The 16470-nt window shown below is 70.6% G+C and carries 17 protein-coding genes; 8 read left to right on the top strand and 9 right to left on the bottom strand.

Annotation, left to right across the window (positions count from 1 at the left end; translation table 11 throughout):
• Positions 1-8 precede the first annotated feature (8 nt).
• Positions 9-974 carry a 4-hydroxy-3-methylbut-2-enyl diphosphate reductase gene (locus AB0I81_RS17105; protein ID WP_360657121.1) on the bottom strand — a complete coding sequence of 322 codons (966 nt, stop codon included), beginning with the start codon at positions 972-974 and terminating at the stop codon, positions 9-11.
• Between the two features lie 101 nt (positions 975-1075).
• Here AB0I81_RS17105 and AB0I81_RS17100 point away from each other — a divergent pair, with 101 nt between their 5' ends.
• Both AB0I81_RS17100 and xseA read left to right on the top strand, forming a co-directional pair.
• Entirely contained in the window at positions 1076-2080 is a 1005-nt protein-coding gene (locus tag AB0I81_RS17100) for a hypothetical protein (RefSeq protein ID WP_360657118.1), read from the top strand.
• Between the two features lie 27 nt (positions 2081-2107).
• On the top strand, positions 2108-3427 hold the full coding sequence (xseA, locus tag AB0I81_RS17095; RefSeq protein WP_360657115.1) for an exodeoxyribonuclease VII large subunit: 1320 nt from the start codon (positions 2108-2110) through the stop codon (positions 3425-3427).
• Positions 3428-3673: 246 nt separating this feature from the next.
• Here xseA and AB0I81_RS17090 read toward each other — a convergent pair whose 3' ends face one another.
• Entirely contained in the window at positions 3674-4279 is a 606-nt protein-coding gene (locus AB0I81_RS17090) for a helix-turn-helix domain-containing protein (protein ID WP_360657112.1), read from the bottom strand.
• Positions 4280-4361: 82 nt separating this feature from the next.
• Here AB0I81_RS17090 and AB0I81_RS17085 point away from each other — a divergent pair, with 82 nt between their 5' ends.
• Positions 4362-4775, top strand: a complete 414-nt coding sequence (locus tag AB0I81_RS17085; RefSeq protein ID WP_360657109.1) for a nitroreductase family deazaflavin-dependent oxidoreductase — start codon at positions 4362-4364, stop codon at positions 4773-4775.
• 61 nt (positions 4776-4836) lie between these two features.
• Here the strand turns inward: AB0I81_RS17085 and AB0I81_RS17080 are convergent, their stop codons facing one another.
• The 3 genes from AB0I81_RS17080 to AB0I81_RS17070 form a co-directional block, all read right to left on the bottom strand.
• Positions 4837-5091, bottom strand: coding sequence for an exodeoxyribonuclease VII small subunit (locus AB0I81_RS17080; RefSeq protein WP_360657106.1), 255 nt, complete (start codon positions 5089-5091; stop codon positions 4837-4839).
• A 151-nt stretch (positions 5092-5242) separates the two neighbouring features.
• Positions 5243-5770, bottom strand: a complete 528-nt coding sequence (locus AB0I81_RS17075) for a DUF4245 domain-containing protein (RefSeq protein ID WP_360657104.1) — start codon at positions 5768-5770, stop codon at positions 5243-5245.
• Between the two features lie 11 nt (positions 5771-5781).
• Positions 5782-6390, bottom strand: a complete 609-nt coding sequence (locus AB0I81_RS17070; protein WP_360657101.1) for a TetR/AcrR family transcriptional regulator — start codon at positions 6388-6390, stop codon at positions 5782-5784.
• Between the two features lie 171 nt (positions 6391-6561).
• Between AB0I81_RS17070 and glpX the strand changes: the two genes are divergently transcribed.
• Entirely contained in the window at positions 6562-7596 is a 1035-nt protein-coding gene (gene glpX / locus AB0I81_RS17065) for a class II fructose-bisphosphatase (protein WP_360657211.1), read from the top strand.
• A gap of 100 nt (positions 7597-7696) precedes the next feature.
• Here glpX and AB0I81_RS17060 read toward each other — a convergent pair whose 3' ends face one another.
• The gene (locus AB0I81_RS17060) at positions 7697-8350 is read right to left on the bottom strand and encodes a DUF1707 domain-containing protein (RefSeq protein WP_360657099.1); all 654 of its coding nucleotides are present in this window, start codon (positions 8348-8350) and stop codon (positions 7697-7699) included.
• A gap of 204 nt (positions 8351-8554) precedes the next feature.
• Here AB0I81_RS17060 and AB0I81_RS17055 point away from each other — a divergent pair, with 204 nt between their 5' ends.
• Complete coding sequence (locus AB0I81_RS17055; RefSeq protein WP_360657096.1) at positions 8555-9229, top strand: DUF998 domain-containing protein; 675 nt, start codon at positions 8555-8557, stop codon at positions 9227-9229.
• Here the strand turns inward: AB0I81_RS17055 and AB0I81_RS17050 are convergent.
• Positions 9193-9783 (bottom strand): TetR/AcrR family transcriptional regulator, encoded by a 591-nt coding sequence (locus AB0I81_RS17050; protein WP_360657093.1) that lies wholly within the window; start codon positions 9781-9783, stop codon positions 9193-9195. The two genes, AB0I81_RS17055 and AB0I81_RS17050, sit on opposite strands and share 37 nt — an antisense overlap.
• 82 nt (positions 9784-9865) lie before the next feature.
• On the opposite strand from AB0I81_RS17050, the gene AB0I81_RS17045 reads away from it, so the two are divergent.
• On the top strand, positions 9866-11017 hold the full coding sequence (locus AB0I81_RS17045) for an MFS transporter (protein ID WP_360657090.1): 1152 nt from the start codon (positions 9866-9868) through the stop codon (positions 11015-11017).
• A 53-nt stretch (positions 11018-11070) separates the two neighbouring features.
• Here the strand turns inward: AB0I81_RS17045 and AB0I81_RS17040 are convergent, their stop codons facing one another.
• Both AB0I81_RS17040 and AB0I81_RS17035 read right to left on the bottom strand, forming a co-directional pair.
• On the bottom strand, positions 11071-12012 hold the full coding sequence (locus tag AB0I81_RS17040; RefSeq protein ID WP_360657088.1) for a Gfo/Idh/MocA family oxidoreductase: 942 nt from the start codon (positions 12010-12012) through the stop codon (positions 11071-11073).
• A 31-nt stretch (positions 12013-12043) separates the two neighbouring features.
• The gene (locus AB0I81_RS17035) at positions 12044-13645 is read right to left on the bottom strand and encodes a PLP-dependent aminotransferase family protein (protein ID WP_360657085.1); all 1602 of its coding nucleotides are present in this window, start codon (positions 13643-13645) and stop codon (positions 12044-12046) included.
• Between the two features lie 68 nt (positions 13646-13713).
• Here AB0I81_RS17035 and AB0I81_RS17030 point away from each other — a divergent pair, with 68 nt between their 5' ends.
• Complete coding sequence (locus tag AB0I81_RS17030; RefSeq protein WP_360657082.1) at positions 13714-14589, top strand: DMT family transporter; 876 nt, start codon at positions 13714-13716, stop codon at positions 14587-14589.
• A 59-nt stretch (positions 14590-14648) separates the two neighbouring features.
• Positions 14649-16325: a fumarate hydratase gene (locus AB0I81_RS17025; protein WP_360657079.1), complete on the top strand. Its 1677-nt coding sequence runs from the start codon at positions 14649-14651 to the stop codon at positions 16323-16325.
• The last annotated feature ends 145 nt before the right edge of the window (positions 16326-16470 follow it).

The raw sequence follows: 16470 nt of genomic DNA, 5'->3' as shown, positions 1-16470 counted from the left end.
AGCCGAGCTCAGGATGCGCGCAGGTCCTTGCGCAGTTCGTGGGGCAGGGCGAAGCGCATGCTCTCCTGCACCGGCTCGACCTCGGTGACGTCGCCGAAGCCGCGCGCGGCCAGGTGCGCGAGCACCTCGTCCACCAGCTCTTCCGGCACCGAGGCGCCGCTGGTCAGGCCGACCGTGGTGACGCCTTCGAGCCACTCGTCGCGGATGAAGCCGGCGTTGTCCACCAGGTACGACGCCTGCGCCCCGTAGTCCTTGGCCACCTCGACCAGCCGCTTGGAGTTGGAGGAGTTCTCGGAGCCGACCACGATGACGAGCTGCGAGTCGGCGGCGATCTCCTTGACCGCCACCTGCCGGTTCTGGGTGGCGTAGCAGATGTCGTCGCTCGGCGGGTCGATCAGCGTGGGAAAGCGCTGCTTGAGCCGGGCCACGGCCTCGGTGGTCTCATCCACCGACAGCGTGGTCTGCGACAGCCACACCAGCTTGCTGGGGTCCTTGACCTGCACCTGGTCCACCGCGTCGAGCCCGTCCACGAGCTGGATGTGGTCGGGGGCCTCACCGGAGGTGCCCTCGACCTCCTCGTGGCCCTCATGCCCGATCAGCAGGATGTCGTAGTCCTGGGCGGCGAACCGCTTGGCCTCGTTGTGCACCTTCGTCACCAGCGGGCAGGTGGCGTCGATGGTACGCAGGTTGCGCTGCCTGGCCTCCTCGTGCACCACCGGCGAGACGCCGTGCGCGGAGAACACCACGATGGCGCCCTCCGGCACCTCCTCGGTCTCTTCGACGAAGATGGCGCCCCTGGCCTCGAGCGTCTTGACGACGTGAGTGTTGTGGACGATCTGCTTACGGACGTAGATCGGGGCGCCGTACTGCTCCAGCGCCTTCTCGACCGCTACCACGGCTCGATCGACTCCGGCACAGTAGCCGCGTGGCTTGGCTACGAGGACTCGGCGGGAAGTGGGGGTCTGGGGCTCCATACTTTCTATGCTACGTGGAGCGGCCATCTGGCCCGCGCGTGCGTGGTTGCCCACGGTTTGCCAGACTAGCCGTCCAATACTGACCTCCCAGGGAGACGTTCATGTCCCTCAGCGACGTGATACGCAACATCACCAGAACCGTCACCAACAAGGACGAACTCAAGGAGAAGGCCCGAGACCTGCCGCTGTTCGTCGTCCAGACCACGTTGAGCGCCGCCGGACAGGCGCTGCTGCTCGTGGACCGCGTGAAGAACTCCATCAAGGGGCTTGGCGGCAAGGAGGAGCGCGAGGAGGAGTACGACTCCCGTCCCACCGCCGCCGAGCAGGTGGCCGCCGCCCCTGCCGAGTCCGCCAAGACGTCCGACACTTCCCCCGCTTCGGCTGCTTCGGCTGCTTCGGCGCAGGACAAGCCGGCGCGCAGGGAGCCGGTCATCTTCGCGCCACGGCCCAGCTCGGCCGAGCCCAACGGTGTCGCCAGGACCAAGCCGGACCCGGTGATCTTCGCGCCGGCGAGCAAGCCGGAGCCGGCGACCGCCCCCGAGCCGGAGGCCGAGGCCACCCCCAGGACGGCGTCCGCGACCACGACCGGCGTGGCCCCCAAGCCCACCGAGTCGGAGGTTCCCGCCACGGAGCCGCCCGCCGCCGAGCCGAAGGCCGCCCAGCCCAAGGCCGAGGAGCCCAAGACGGCGGAACCCACCTCCGCCCAGCCCAACGCCGCCCAGCCCAACACCGCAGAGCCCAAGGTCGCGGAATCCAAGCCCGCGGAGAGCAAGGTCGCGGAGCCCAAGGCCGCCAAGCCGAAGGCTGCGAAGTCCAAGGTGGCGGAGCCCGCGCCCGCATCCGAGCCCGCTCCCGCGCCCGAACCCGCCGCCGCCACCGCGGAGCCCGCAGCCGCCCCCGAGCCGACCACCTCCGTCGCCGTGAACCTGACCGAGCCGCTGCCCGGCTTCTCCGAGCTCACCGTCGCCTCCCTGCGCGCCAGGATGCGCGGCAAGACGGCGGAGCAGATCGGCGACTACCTCGCCTACGAGCAGGCCACGACGGCGCGGCCCGAGGTCATCCGGATGTTCGAGAACCGCCTCGCCAAGCTCGCGGCCGGGGAATAGGTCGTACCGAACCCGTAGTCTTCCGCCATGACCTCGAAGACCACGCCCGAGTCTCCCCTGCCGATCCGCACGGTCCTGCAGATGGTGGGCGGCTGGATCGGCAGACTTGGCACGATCTGGGTCGAAGGTGAGATCACCGACCTGAGTGCGCGTGGCGGCACGGTGTTCCTGACCCTGCGCGACCCGGTCGCCAACGTGTCCGCCAGGGTCACCGCCCCGCGTGGCGTCTACGAGGCGACGGAGCCGCGCCCGTCCAACGGCGCCAGGGTGGTGCTGCACGTCAAGCCCGACTTCTGGGTCAACAGGGGCTCGTTCGCGTTCACCGCGCTGGAGATGCGCCCGGTCGGCGTGGGCGAGATGCTGGTCAGGCTCGAAAGGCTGCGCAAGTTGCTGGCCGCCGAGGGCCTGTTCAACGCGGACAGGAAGCGGCGGCTGCCGTTCCTGCCGGGCACGGTCGGGCTCGTCTGCGGGCGTGACTCGGCGGCCGAGCGCGACGTGCTGGAGAACTCCCGCCGGCGCTGGCCCGCCGTGCGGTTCAAGGTCGAGGAGGTCGCCGTCCAGGGGCCGTACGCGGTGGGCGAGGTCACCGAGGCCCTGCGCAAGCTGGACGCCGACGCCGAGGTGGACGTGATCGTCGTCGCGCGTGGCGGTGGTTCGCTGGAGGACCTGCTGCCGTTCTCCGACGAGACGCTCGTACGCGCCGTGTCCGCCTGCCGCACGCCCGTGGTGAGCGCGATCGGCCACGAGCAGGACAGCCCGCTGCTCGACCTGGTGGCCGACGTGCGCGCCTCCACGCCCACCGACGCCGCCAAGAAGGTCGTGCCCGACGTGGGCGAGCAGCTCACGCTGGTCCGCCAGCTCCGCGACCGGGGCCGGCGGGTGATGGGCGGCTGGCTCGACCGGGAGATGTCCTGGCTGACGTCCGTACGCTCACGGCCCTCGCTGGCCGATCCCGTACGTGAGCTGGAGCGCCGCGCCGAGCAGGCCGAGGCGCTGCGCGACCGGGCCAGGCGGTCCCTGTCGGGCTCGCTCGACCGCGCCGCCGACGATCTGACCCACCTGCGCGCCCGCCTCGTCGCCCTGTCCCCGGCGGCCACGCTGGAACGGGGCTACGCCATCGTGCAACATCCGTCCGGCGAGGTGGTGCGCCTGGCCAAGGACGTCGCGCCGGGCTCGCCGCTGACGATCCGGCTGAGTGACGACCGCCTGACCGTACGCACCGAGGACCCGGACGGCGCCGCACCCGCCCGCCCCGCACGCGCCAAGACCTCAACCGCCCGGAGCAAGAAGGCGGACGGCACCACAACCTCCCGAAGCAAGAAACCGGACGACGGCGAGACCACCTGAGGCAGGAAGCCGACGACGGTGTGACCGCCTGAGCAGGAAGCGGACGGCGGCAGGACTGCCTGAGGCAAGAGGAGGACGGCGGTGTGACCGCCTGAGGCGAGACAGGGACGGCGGTGTGGCCGCCTGACGCCGTGTGGCGGCCGGGCGTGCGCTCATGGCCGGGCGTGCGCTCATGGCCGAGCGCCGACATGGCCGAGCGCCGGCTGATGGCTCAGCGACGCCCTTATGGTCTGGCGCAGGTGACGGCTATGGTCCGGCGCACGTGACGGCGCGGGCCAGGTGTGCCAGGCCGGACTTGATCTCCTCGATCGTCATGCCGCGCTCCTCGCGCTGGAAGGCGATCAGGCGGGCGTTGATCGGCGCGAGCAGGGCGTCGGCGAGGTAGGCGGCGTCGGCGTGCGGGCACGCCTGCCCGAGCAGCGCGGTCAGGTGCACGTGATACACCTGGTACGGCCCGCTCGTCCGCTTCGTCATCTCCTTCTCCAGCAGCAGGAGCAGCCCCTGCTGGGCGACGACCCGATCCACCAGCGCGTGCAGGAACGCCACGACCCGCCGATCCGCGGGGGCTCCCGGGCCGAGCGGTGGCGGCCCGGACAGGAACTCCGACTGGAAGCGCCGCTCCCGGTCGTCGATCAGCGCCAGCACCAGCCCCGCGCGGTCGCCGAAGCGGCGATAGACCGTGCCGACGCCGACGCACGCCGCACGCGCCACCTCATCGAGTGAGAGCTCCTCGGCCCCCTGCTCGGCGATCATCTGCGCCGCCACCTCGATGATCTTGCGCCGATTGCGCGCGGCGTCGGCCCGCTCCTGCTGGGGCTGCCCGACGATGGGCAGTGATCGGCGTTCGCACACGGGCGCAGCATACCGGGTTGTAAACGGAGATCTCTCCGGTTAATCTTCAACCGGAGGATTCTCCGATTAGAGGGAGCCGGGAATGCCTAACGAGTTCAACCAGCAGATCATCGACGAGTTCAGGGCCAACGAGGGCCGGGTCGGCGGCATGTTCGACGGCGCGCCACTGGTGCTGCTCACCACTACGGGGGCCAAGAGTGGCAGGTCCGTCACCACGCCGGTGATGTATCTGGAGGACGGCGAACGTTACGTCGTCATCGCCTCCAACGCCGGCGCGGACAACCACCCCGCCTGGTACCACAACCTGCGCGGCACACCGGAGGCGACGGTGGAGGTCGGAACGGACAAGTTCGGGGCCACGGCCGAGTTCGTCGAGGGTGCGGAGCGCGACCGGCTCTATGCCCGCATGGTGGCGATCGCGCCGGGATTCGCCGACTACGAGGCCAAGACCACCCGCCGCATCCCGGTGGTGGCCCTGCTCAAGAACGCCTCCTGACCCCTCGCCAGGCCGGCGCGCTCACGACGGGGGCCGCGCCGGCACCTGATCGGTGGTTCGTTCAGAAGGGGGCGTCGCTGGAGTGGGCCGTGGAAGGGTCGGAGCGGCGGGCCATGGCGGCGGCGAGTTTGACCCTGGCCCCCTGGAGCCACTCCTCGCAGACGGCCGCCAGCCTCTCCCCTCGTTCCCACAGCTCGATCGACTGCTCAAGCGTGAGCCCGCCGGTCTCCAGGCGGCGCACCACCTCGGTCAGCTCCTCGCGGGCCTGCTCGTAGGAGGGTGTCTGCTCGCCTGAGGGCGCCTTCTCGTCTGCCACGTCACCACCCTAGAGGGACCGGCCGACAACCTCGGCCTCCTGGACCGGGAACGCCGCCGCGAGCTGCGGTGACAGCCGCTGCACGGGCACGCGCGGGCATCCTCCGGAGAGCCGGTCAGCCCTTGGAGCCGGTTAGCCCTTGGGGAGCCGGTCAGCCCTTGGGGCGTTGTTGGAGGATCGCGGCGAGTTCGCCCAGTTCGGCCCAGTCGGCCGTACCGGTGATGACAAGGGTCACGTCGGGCAGCACCCGTACGAGCGTGCGCTGGTTCTTGTCCTCACGGAAACGCTTCTCCCAGGCCACCCCGCCGACCTGCTGCGTGCCCAGGACCTTGTTGGAGTTGGCCATGCGGTTGGCGAACCCCACGGCCGGCTGCTCGTTGCTCTGCGCGAACATCACGTGCTGCCGGGCGGCCGTGGCGTACCCGAGGTGGAGGACCTGGGCGCCGTTCTCGCCCTTGGCGATCTTGTTGCTGTTGGGCACCCAGTTCGCGGGGTCGCGCGGCGGGGCCCACACGCCGTACGGCACCGAATGGCCGAAGTTCGCCACGGTGATGGAGTAGTCGAGCCGCGGGATGTGCTCCTCCCGGCTCTGCGGGGTGATCAGCAGGAACAGCCCGGCCCCCGCGAGGCAGATGAACAGGGCTACCACGTAGCCGTACAAACCTTGGGTGAACCGCACAGTTGGCGAGGTTACCCGCTGGAGGCGGCGGTCGCCGAAGTGGCCGGGCGGATCTGGCCGATGATGGCCAGGACCTCCTCCGCCAGACCGCGATCACCCGAGTGCACGACCTCCGACACGGCCGCCGCCAGCGCACCCGTGACGACCACGACGAGGGCGTGCTCGTCCTCGAACAGGGCCGCGTTGCGCTTGGCCCACTTGCGCAGCCGGTCGCGCATGACCACCTCGAAGCCGGGCGGGCCGTCGCCACGCAGGAACAGCGCGGCCAGCTCGCGTTCCTCCAGGCAGCCGTCCAGGTAGGCGCGGGCGGCGCTGACGAACACCCGCATGGGGTCGCTCTCCCCCGCGGCTCTGGCGTCACGGGCGGCGCGCTTGGTCCGCTGCGTCTGCCTGGCCTGGAACTCCTCCCACAACGTGAGGTACAGGTCGGCCTTGCCGGAGAAGTGGTGGTAGAGGCTGCCCACGCTGGCGTCGGCCCTGGCCACCACGTCCGTCACGCCCGCCTCGGCGAAGCCCTTGGAGACGAAGACCTCCCTGGCGGCGGCCAGCAGCGAGCTGCGCGTGGCAGCGCCACGCTCGGACGTACGCGGCTGGGCAGCCACATTCTCCACATCGCTCATTACGGATCCCCTCCACGGCGGACGCCACGCTCCATGTTGGAGGCAAGATCCTTGGTGCGCACTGCGTATGGCGCAAAATCCGTTCTCCGCTAGCAGATTATCCCCCTCTGGCCGGGAATAGACCGGCAACTACGATCGAGGTAGATGTCCCACAAGGAGGGCCCGATCATCATGTCCGACCAGACGTCCGTGCCACCGTCGCTCGCCACCAGCGAGCACGCCCCCGACCGCAACCTGGCCCTGGAGCTCGTCCGCGTCACGGAGGCGGCCGCGATGGCGGCGGCCCGGTGGGTCGGCAGAGGCGACAAGAACGGCGCGGACGGCGCGGCCGTGAACGCCATGCGCCAGCTCATCAGCACGGTGTCGATGAACGGCGTGGTCGTCATCGGCGAGGGCGAGAAGGACCAGGCCCCGATGTTGTTCAACGGCGAGCAGGTCGGCGACGGCGGCGGCCCCGACTGCGACGTGGCGGTCGACCCGATCGACGGCACCAGGCTGACGGCTCTCGGCATGCCGGACGCGGTGTCGGTGATCGCGGTCAGCGAGCGCGGCTCGATGTACGACCCGTCGGCCGTGTTCTACATGGAGAAGCTGGTCACCGGCCCCGAGGCGGCCGACGTGGTGGACATCGAGGCGCCCGTGGCCGCCAACATCCAGGCGGTGGCCAGGGCCAAGCACTGCTCGCCGTCCGACGTGACCGTGGTCGTGCTCGACCGGCCCAGGCACGAGCGGCTGGTCAAGGAGATCAGGGAGACGGGCGCGCGGATCAAGTTCATCGTGGACGGCGACGTGGCCGGCGCGATCATGGCGGCCCGCGCGGGCACCGGCATCGACCTGATGCTGGGCATCGGCGGCACGCCCGAGGGCATCGTGGCCGCGTGCGCGCTCAAGTGCCTGGGTGGCGTGATCCAGGGCAGGCTGTGGCCGCGCGACGACGCCGAGCGCGCCAAGGCCGTCGACGCCGGGCACGACCTCAGCCAGGTTCTCACCACGAACGACCTGGTCAGGTCCGACGACGTGTTCTTCGCGGCCACCGGCATCACGCACGGCGAGCTCATGGAGGGCGTACGGTTCCGCGCCGGCTCCGCGCACACGCAGTCGCTGGTGATGCGCGGCCGGTCGGGCACCATCCGCAAGATCGACAGCGAGCACCAGCTCTGGAAGTTGCGCGCGTACAGCTCGATCAACTTCGACACCGCGGGCTGAGACTTCGACACCGCGGGCCGAAACTTCGGCACCACGGGCTGAGACTTCGACACCGCGGACCGAAACTTCGACACCGCGGACTGAACCGAACGGAGGAGGGTCAGCGGCGGCGCTTGCGGCGGGGTGGTTCCTTGACCTTGACCTCGCCCGCGAAGTTCGTCGTGCGCACCTCAACCACGGGCGCGCCGGGCTCGGTGGGCTGCTTGGTCAGGCGGACCGTCTTGTCCTTGGCCACCCTGATCACCTCCAGCCCTTCCGGCACGTGGATCTCCAGCCCGCCGAAGACGAGGGTGGCGTTGATGACGATCAGCCGGTTCTGCAGGATCGCGTCACGGAAGTCGAGCTTCGTCGTGCCGAACATGGTAGTCACGCCCAGCTCGGCCGGCACCACCCAGCGCCCGCCGCGCTGCTCCTTCTTGAAGATGGCCGCGACCGGCCGGCCGTCCAGGTTGAGCGGCTGTTCGTCGGCGGGCAGCAGGTCGGTGGTGAGCGCCGCCAGTTCGCCGAGCGTGCGCGCGGCGTAGAGCACGCCGAGCCGTTCCTCCAGCTCATCCAGCGTGAGCCGCCCGTCGGCGTGCGCGTCCTGGAGCACCTGGGCGATGCGTTCGCGGTCGGCGTCGGACGCGCGCAGCTCGTGTGGCTGCGGCACGTCGTCGCCCGACCCTTGCGGACGGCGAGCGGACGCCCATTCCTCGGCCAGCCGCTCGCCGACTTCCTGCAGCTTGGGCAACCACGATCCCGCACGTTCGTTCACACTTCTGACGATAACTGGCGCTCGCCTCGTTCGCTCGCCCCAATTGAACGGGTGTCAGCGGATTCCGGCCGGTGGTCCGGCAATCCCCCTTCGCGAAGTTCCCGTTCCCTCCGGCGCGCCGCCCCCGCAAGTCCCTGTTTCTCAGGAATTTCTTAGGAATCTCCCGGAGTGTACGGCCGTTGTCCCCGACAAAGGGAGGGTGTCGTGCATCAACCGGCGCGGTGGGGCCTCGGCGCGGCAGGCGCGGGCGTAACGGTGATCCTGGCTCTGGAGCTGACCAGCTTCGACGAGATGAACCCCCTCAGACGGACCATCAGCGAGCACGGCCTGGGCCCCGACGGCTGGATCTTCGGGCTCGGCGTGGGCCTGCTGGCGGCGGGCTCGGTGGCCATCGGCGTGTCACTGGCCCGCAAGAGGCTGGCCGGAATCTTCGGCACCATCGCGCTCATGGGCTGGAGCGTCGGGCTGTTCATGACGGCCTGGTTCGAGAAGCACGACTGGTCGGTCGGGCCGAGCACGAGCGGCAGCATCCACCGGGTGGGCAGCTTCGTGGCCTTCCTCTGCCTGCCGCTGGCGGCCGTCGTCATCGCCCGGCCCTGGCGGCACAGGACCCGTTCCAAAGCCACGCTGGTGGCGTTCGCGCTCGGGATCTGCTCGGTGTTGTGGGTGGCGGGCATCGGCGCGATGATGCTCTTCGCGACCAGCAACGGGCTGCCGTGGTGGCGGGTCATGCCACTGGGGCTGGTGGAGCGCGGCATGGCCGTCACCGAGGTCGCGGCGCTGATGGCGCTGGGCGTGTGGGCCGCGGCCAAGAGCCTCACCGTGGAGGAGGCGGAGGAGGATCAGGGGCGGAGCGTGGCGATGAGGTCGTCCACGTAGCCGTTGAAGACGGTCACCATGTCGATGCGCTCGGGGTCGATCAGCCACTGCGTCTGCAGGCCGTCCATCATCGCGATCAGCCGGTCGGCGTGCGCCTCCGCGTCGAGGCCCGCCCTGAACTCACCCAGCTCGGCGCCCCTGCGCAGCGCGGCCGCGACGTTCGCGCGCAGCCGCCGGTAGCGTCGCCTGGCCCAGTCGTGGCCCGGATGCCCGGGGGTCACGGCCTCGCCGCCGATCACGGAGAAGAGCTGCACCAGGCCCGGCACCCGGGAGTTGTGCTCGACCACCCCGGCCAGGGCGCGCAGCGCGGCGATCCCGCCGGTCGGGCCGAGGTCGAACCTGCGCGTGTCCAGTTCGTCCCGATAGTCCAGGACCGCGAGCAGCAGCAGCTCCTTGTTCTTGAAGTGGTGCAGCAGCCCGGCCTGGGACAACTCGGCGCGCTCCGCGATGCGGGCCAGCGACGTGCCGCGGTAGCCGTGCTCGGCGAACTCCAGCAGCGCGGTGGCCAGGATGCGCTCCCTGCGCGCCGTGCCGGACGCGTAGCCCCGTTTCACTCCGGGAGCCTATCCGGAGGGCCTCAACAGCCGCTAACCTGACCGCGCCTCACGTTAGATTTCCCCCCAATCTGGAGGCCCTGTGCCGTCCTCGCGTGATCGCCAGGCCCGCGTCGCCACGTACGTCGTGTTCGCCGTACAGGGCCTGTCCCTCGCCTCGTTGCTCGTCCAGATCGCGAACCTGCAGGCCAAGCACGAACTCGACGAGGGCACGCTCACGCTGCTGCTGCTCATCGTGCCCGTGTTCGCCGGGGTCGGCAGCATGGTGGCCGGGGCGTTCGCCAACCGGCGCGGGAGCAGGCTGCTGCTGCGGATCGCCCAGCCGGCGGTGGCCGCCGCCGTGGTGCTCACCGGCCTCGCACCCGACCTGGTCCTGCTGGTGCCGGCGCTGCTGCTGTACGGGCTGGCCGTGGGCGCGGTGGACGCGGGCATGAACATGCAGGGCGTGACGGTCGAGCGCAGGTACGGCCTGCAGGTGCTGAACGGGTTCCACTGCGTGTGGAGCGCGCTCAGCATGGCCGGGGCCCTGTGGGCGTCGGCGGCGGCCGGCCTTCCGCTGGAGCTCATCATGGCGCTCCCGATGCTCCTGGCCGTGGCCGGCTCCCTCTACGCCGGCCGCCACCTCTACGCCCCGGCGGAGGAGAAGCCCGAGAGCGCGTCCCTGGGCGGCTCCCCGTGGCGGCCGATCATCCCCCTCTGCCTGGCCATGGCCTTCCTGTACGTCGGCGACGCCGCCGTCTCCAACTTCAACACCGTCTACATGACCGAGCTGACGGCCGAGCCGTGGGTGATCCCGCTGGCCTACGCCGCGTACCAGGCCACCACGCTGATCGTCCGGCTCGGCGGCGACTTCGCGGCCAGACGGTACGGCCCCGCCGCCATCGTCAGGATCGGCGGCGTGATCGCCACGCTGGGCTTCCTGGGTGTCCTGCTGGCCACTGGCCAGTGGTCGGCCCTGGTCGCGTTCGGCCTGATCGGGGTGGGCCTGGCGGTGGTGGCGCCGCAGTCGTTCTCGGCGGCCGGCAAGCTCGACCCGGCGGGGACGGGCGTGGCCATCGCCCGGGTGAACCTCTTCAACTACGTCGGCTACATCGTGGGGGCGGCCCTGGTGGGCGGCATCGCGGACAGCGCGGGCATGCGCATGGCGTTCATCGCGCCGCTGTTCCTGTCCGCCGTCATCATCGCCCTGGCGCCGGGCTTTGAACCGAAACGAGCCACCCCCGCCACGACCTGACGCCTACGCCCGCGCCGAGAGAGCCGCCACCGCCCGTGACCTCGCGCGAGTACTCATCGCCGCACCTCCGCAACCTCCACAGGACGGCCCTCGCGCAGCGACAGGTCGGCGGCCTCGGCGACGTAGAGCGCCTCCAGCGCGTCCTCGATCGAGCAGGGGCTGCGGTCGCTGCGCAGGAACGCGTCGATCTCGGCACGGTAGGCGGCCTCGAAGCGGGCGACGAAGTCCGGCCAGGACTCCTGCCCCAGGCCCGGCAGGCCCTCCGTGGTGCGCAGCGGGGCCCGTGGACTGAGGCCGACGGCATGCGTGCGCCTGGTGCCCGCCAGTTCCATGCGCACGTCGTACCCGCCGCCGTTGTAACGCGAGCCCTGCAGGGTGGCCAGCGTGCCGTCGCTCAGGGTGAGCAGCGCCGCGCTGTTGTCCACGTCGCCCGCCTCGGCGAAGAACGCGGCGCCCCGGTTGGCCCCCTTCGCGTAGACGGACACCACCTCCAGGCCGGTCACCCAGCGCAGGGCGTCGAAGTCGTGGATGTGGCAGTCGCGGTAGATGCCGCCGGACAGCGGGATGTACGCGGCGGGCGGCGGCGCGGCGTCGGCCGTGACCAGGTGCACGCGGTGCAGTTCGCCCAGCTCACCCGCGCGCAGCGCGTGCGCCGCGGCTACGTATCCGGGGTCGAACCTGCGCTGGAAGCCGATCTGCACCCGGTTGCCCGCAGCGGCCTCCAGCACCTTGACGGTGTCGGCCACCGTGCTCGCCACCGGTTTCTCGCAGAAGACCGGGATGCCCCGCTCACACGCCTTGATGATCAGCTCGGCGTGGGTGCCGGTCGGGGTCGCGATGACCACGACGTCCGCCTCGAACGGGTCCCCCTGCCCGCCGTACGGCGACGTGCGTACGGGATCGGCCACGATCAGCTCGGTCACCAGGGGATGCGCGGCCAGGGTCGCGGCGTGGAAGGCTCCGATCCGGCCCAGACCCAGCAGTCCCACACGCATGACGCCTCCCGATTGATCCCAGCAAAACCCTTCAGTTCATGATTTGTCCGGACATTCGGACTTTCAATCCCGCGACCGCTTCGGCCGCCTTGTGCGCGGGCAGCCGCGCGAACCCCACCACCACGGCCGGCGGCCCCGGCGACTCGCGCATCTGCCCCACCGCCTCGACGTACAGGCCCAGCTCGCGCGCGGCCCGCACCGTACGCGCCTCGTCCCAGCCGCCCGGCAGCTCCAGGTACACGTGCAGCCCCGCCTCGATCCCCCGCACCCGCATCCCGGGCAACTCCGCCGCCAGCGCCGCGACCAGGGCATCCCGGCGGCGCCGGTACTCCCTGCGCATGCGGCGCAGGTGCTTGTCATAGCCCCCGGTACGCAGGAAGTGCGCCAGCGCGTACTGCTCGATGACCGGCGAGCCCAGGTCCTGCTCGCCCCGCACCCTGCGGATCGCCTCGGCCAGGGCGGCCGGCGCGGCCACCCAGCCCAGCCGCAGCCCGGGGGCCAGCGCCTTGCTCACGCTGCCCGACAGGACCACCCGGTCGGGCGCCAGTCCCTGCAGGCAGCCGACGGGGTCGCGGTCGAAGCGGAACTCGGCGTCGTAGTCGTCCTCCAGGATCATCCGGTTGCCCGCGTACGCCCACTCCATCAGCGCCGCCCGGCGCGCCGGGGACAACACCACCCCCGTCGGATACTGATGCGCGGGCGTCACCAGAACCGCGTCCCCGGCGTCCCCCTTCAACTGACGCACGTCGAGCCCCTGCCCGTCCACCGGCACCGGCACCAGGTGCGCGCCCGCCCGCCGCAACAGCGGCACCTGGCGGTGGCTGGTCGGGTCCTCCACGGCCAGCCGCAACCCCCGCTGCCGGCCCAGCACGTGCAGGACCAGGCTCAGCCCCTGCGCCACGCCGCCCACGATGATCAGGTTCTCCGGGCGCACGTCGGCCGCCCTGACCCGCCTGAGGTAGGCGGCCAGCTCTTCTCGCAGCTCAGGCACGCCGCCAGGGTCCCCGTAATCGAAGGCGCCCGAAGGTACGGTGGTCAGGACGTGCCTGACGGCGGCCAGCCAGCGCTCGCGGGGGAAGTGGCCCAGGTCCGGAGAGGTGGGGCGATGACCGTAGTACGGAGGACCCACGGCGGTGCCCGAAGCCCGGCGAGAAGCGGGCTTCTGCCGGGCCTGACCGACCGGCGAGGGCCGCGCCGGCGTGGCCGGGTCGCGTTGCCCGGGGGCCGGCCGCCCGCTGTTGTGCGGAAACGGGCCACGCTGCCCGGAGCCCGGCCGCCCGCCGTTCCGCGCGGACGGGGCGCGCTGTCCGGAGCCCTGCGGCGGCAGGGCGCGCTGTCCGGGGCTCTGTGGCGGCAGGGCGCGCTGTCCGGGGCCCGGCCGGTTGCCGTTCTTGGGCGTGACCTGGGTGCCGACGCCCACCCTGGAGACCAGGAAGCCCTCGGCGACCAGTTGCTCGTACGCCTCGACGACCACACCCCTGGACACCTGCAGATCGACCGCGAGATCCCGGGTGGCGGGCAGGCGGGTGCCCGGGGTGAGCCGCCCGCCCCGGATGGATTCGCGCAGCTCAGACGCGATCTGTCCGGCGATTCCCCCCTTCCCGCGATCTATCTGGATGTGGAGGTCAGCCATATTGGTCCTGTCTTTCGGCGGGACATTGGACTGTTTACGCGAACCATTGTCTTCCTAACATCCCTCGCATGAGAAACGGCATCTTGGGGGCCGCCGCGGCCATGTTCCTGGTCGGCACGCTGGCCGGCGTCTCGGGCCTGGTCGGCTCGTATCCCATATACGGCGGACAGGCCATTCGGTATCTCGTGGCCGCGGTCATTCTGCTCGTGATCACGCGGGTGATCGGCCTGCGGTTCGTCCGCATGACGCGGCGCGAGATGCTCTGCCTGGCCGGGCTGACGCTGTTCGGCCTGGTGCTCTTCAACGTCTGCGTGGTCCAGTCCACCCTCGCGTCGGGGCCCGCGCTGGTCGGCACCGTGCTGGGCACCGTGCCGCTCGCGCTGGCCCTGGCCGGCGGCCGGCCGGCGCCCCGGCTGCTGATCGGGGCCGTCGTGGTGGTGGCCGGCGCGACGCTGGCCACGGGGCTCGGCAGCGGCAACCTGACCGGCCTGTTGTGGGCGCTGGGCGCGCTCGTGGGCGAGATCTGCTTCTCCCTGCTGGCCATCCCCCTGCTGCCGAGGCTGGGCGCGATCAGGACGTCGGCGTACTCGACCACGCTGGCCGTGCCCATGCTGGTCGTGGTGGGCCTGGCCGACACCGGGACGGGCATGCTCAGGGTGCCGACGTTGCCCGAGGCGCTGGGGTTCGCCTATCTGGCGATCGTGGTGACGGTGGTCGCGTTCTTCCTCTGGTACACCTCGCTGCCCAAGCTGGGCCCCGGCCGGGCGGGACTGTTCGCCGGGCTCATCCCGGTGGCGGCCATCGTCACGGGGGCGGTGCTCGGGGTGGCCTTGCCGTCGGCGTACGACCTGCTGGGCGCGGCACTCGTCATCGCGGGCATCCTGGTGGGCCTGACCGCAGAACGGCCGGGCGCGCCCGCCGTCGTTCGGCCGTCCGAGGCCTGATCCGGTCCACCGGCCGCTCCAAGGGCGCGTAATCTCTTGGAGCGACCGAAAGGATGGACATGGGCGAGTTCGACTACACCGACCTGCTGCCGCTGGGAGCCGACGAGACGGAGTACCGGCTGATCACCTCGGAGGGGGTGCGGAAGGTCGAGGCCGCCGGGCGTACGTTCCTCGAAGTCGAGCCCGAGGCGCTGCGCCTGCTGACCGAGACGGCCGTGCACGACATCTCCCACTACCTGCGCGCCTCGCACCTCGCCCAGCTCAGGAAGATCGTCGATGACCCCGAGTCCAGCGGCAACGACCGCTTCGTCGCACTCGACCTGCTCAAGAACGCCTCCATCTCGGCCGGCGGCGTGCTGCCCATGTGCCAGGACACCGGCACCGCCATCGTCATGGGCAAGCGCGGCCGGCACGTGCTGACCGACGGGCGCGACGCCGAGGCCATCTCGCGCGGCGTCTACGACGCCTACACCAAGCTCAACCTGCGTTACTCGCAGATGGCTCCGCTCACCATGTGGGAGGAGAAGAACACGGGCGACAACCTCCCGGCCCAGGTCGAGCTGTACGCCGAGGACCCGCACGGGCATCCCGACGAGTACAAGCTGCTGTTCATGGCCAAGGGCGGCGGCTCGGCGAACAAGTCGTTCCTGTACCAGGAGACCAAGGCCGTGCTCAACGAGAAGCGCATGATGGCCTTCCTGGAGGAGAAGATCCGCTCGCTGGGCACCGCGGCCTGCCCGCCGTACCATCTGGCCGTGGTCGTCGGCGGCACCTCCGCCGAGTACGCGCTCAAGACCGCCAAGTACGCCAGCGCCCGCTACCTCGACTCGATCCCCACCGAGGGCTCGCCGTCCGGGCACGGGTTCAGGGACCTGGAGATGGAGGCCAAGGTCTTCGAGCTGACGCAGAAGCTGGGCATCGGCGCGCAGTTCGGCGGCAAGTACTTCTGCCATGACGTACGCGTCATCCGCCTGCCCCGCCACGGCGCCTCCTGCCCGGTGGCCATCGCCGTCTCCTGCTCGGCCGACCGCCAGGCGCTGGCCAAGATCACGCCGGAGGGCGTCTTCCTGGAGAAGCTGGAGACCGACCCGGCCCGCTTCCTGCCGGAGACCACCGACGAGCACCTCTCGGACGACGTCATCCAGGTAGACCTCAACCGCCCCATGCCGGAGATCCTCGCCGAGCTCACCAAGTACCCCGTCAAGACCCGGCTGTCCCTCACGGGTCCGCTGGTGGTCGCCCGGGACATCGCGCACGCCAAGATAGCCGAGCTGCTGGACGACGGCGGCGAGATGCCGCAGTACCTGAAGGACCACGCCGTCTACTACGCCGGCCCGGCCAAGACCCCGACGGGATACGCGTCTGGCTCGTTCGGCCCGACGACCGCCGGTCGCATGGACTCCTACGTCGAACGGTTCCAGGCGGCGGGCGGCTCGATGGTGATGCTGGCCAAGGGCAACCGCTCCAAGCAGGTCACGCAGGCGTGCGAGCAGTACGGCGGCTTCTACCTCGGCTCCATCGGCGGCCCGGCGGCGCGCCTGGCCCAGGACTGCATCAAGAAGGTGGAGGTGCTGGAGTATCCGGAGCTGGGGATGGAGGCGGTCTGGAAGATCGAGGTCGTGGACTTCCCCGCGTTCATCGTCGTGGACGACAAGGGTGACGACTTCTTTGATCAACGGCAACTTGACGGCGGAGCTACCTTCGTAGGCATCCCGACACGTTCGCCCAGGTTGTAGCACTCTTCCGCGACAAACCCGAAGGGCCCCAGATCACAGCCATAGAGCTTGGGTTCTGGGGTCTCGCGTTGCACATAGTTGTTGTCAGCACAGCGTTGATCTTGTGCTGCCCCAGAGGCTTCCCCCCGGACCGATAGGGTCCCCA

It is taken from the genome of Nonomuraea sp. NPDC050404, from assembly GCF_040655495.1.
GTDB lineage: Bacteria > Actinomycetota > Actinomycetes > Streptosporangiales > Streptosporangiaceae > Nonomuraea.
This window is presented reverse-complemented; position numbering and strand designations above follow the sequence as displayed.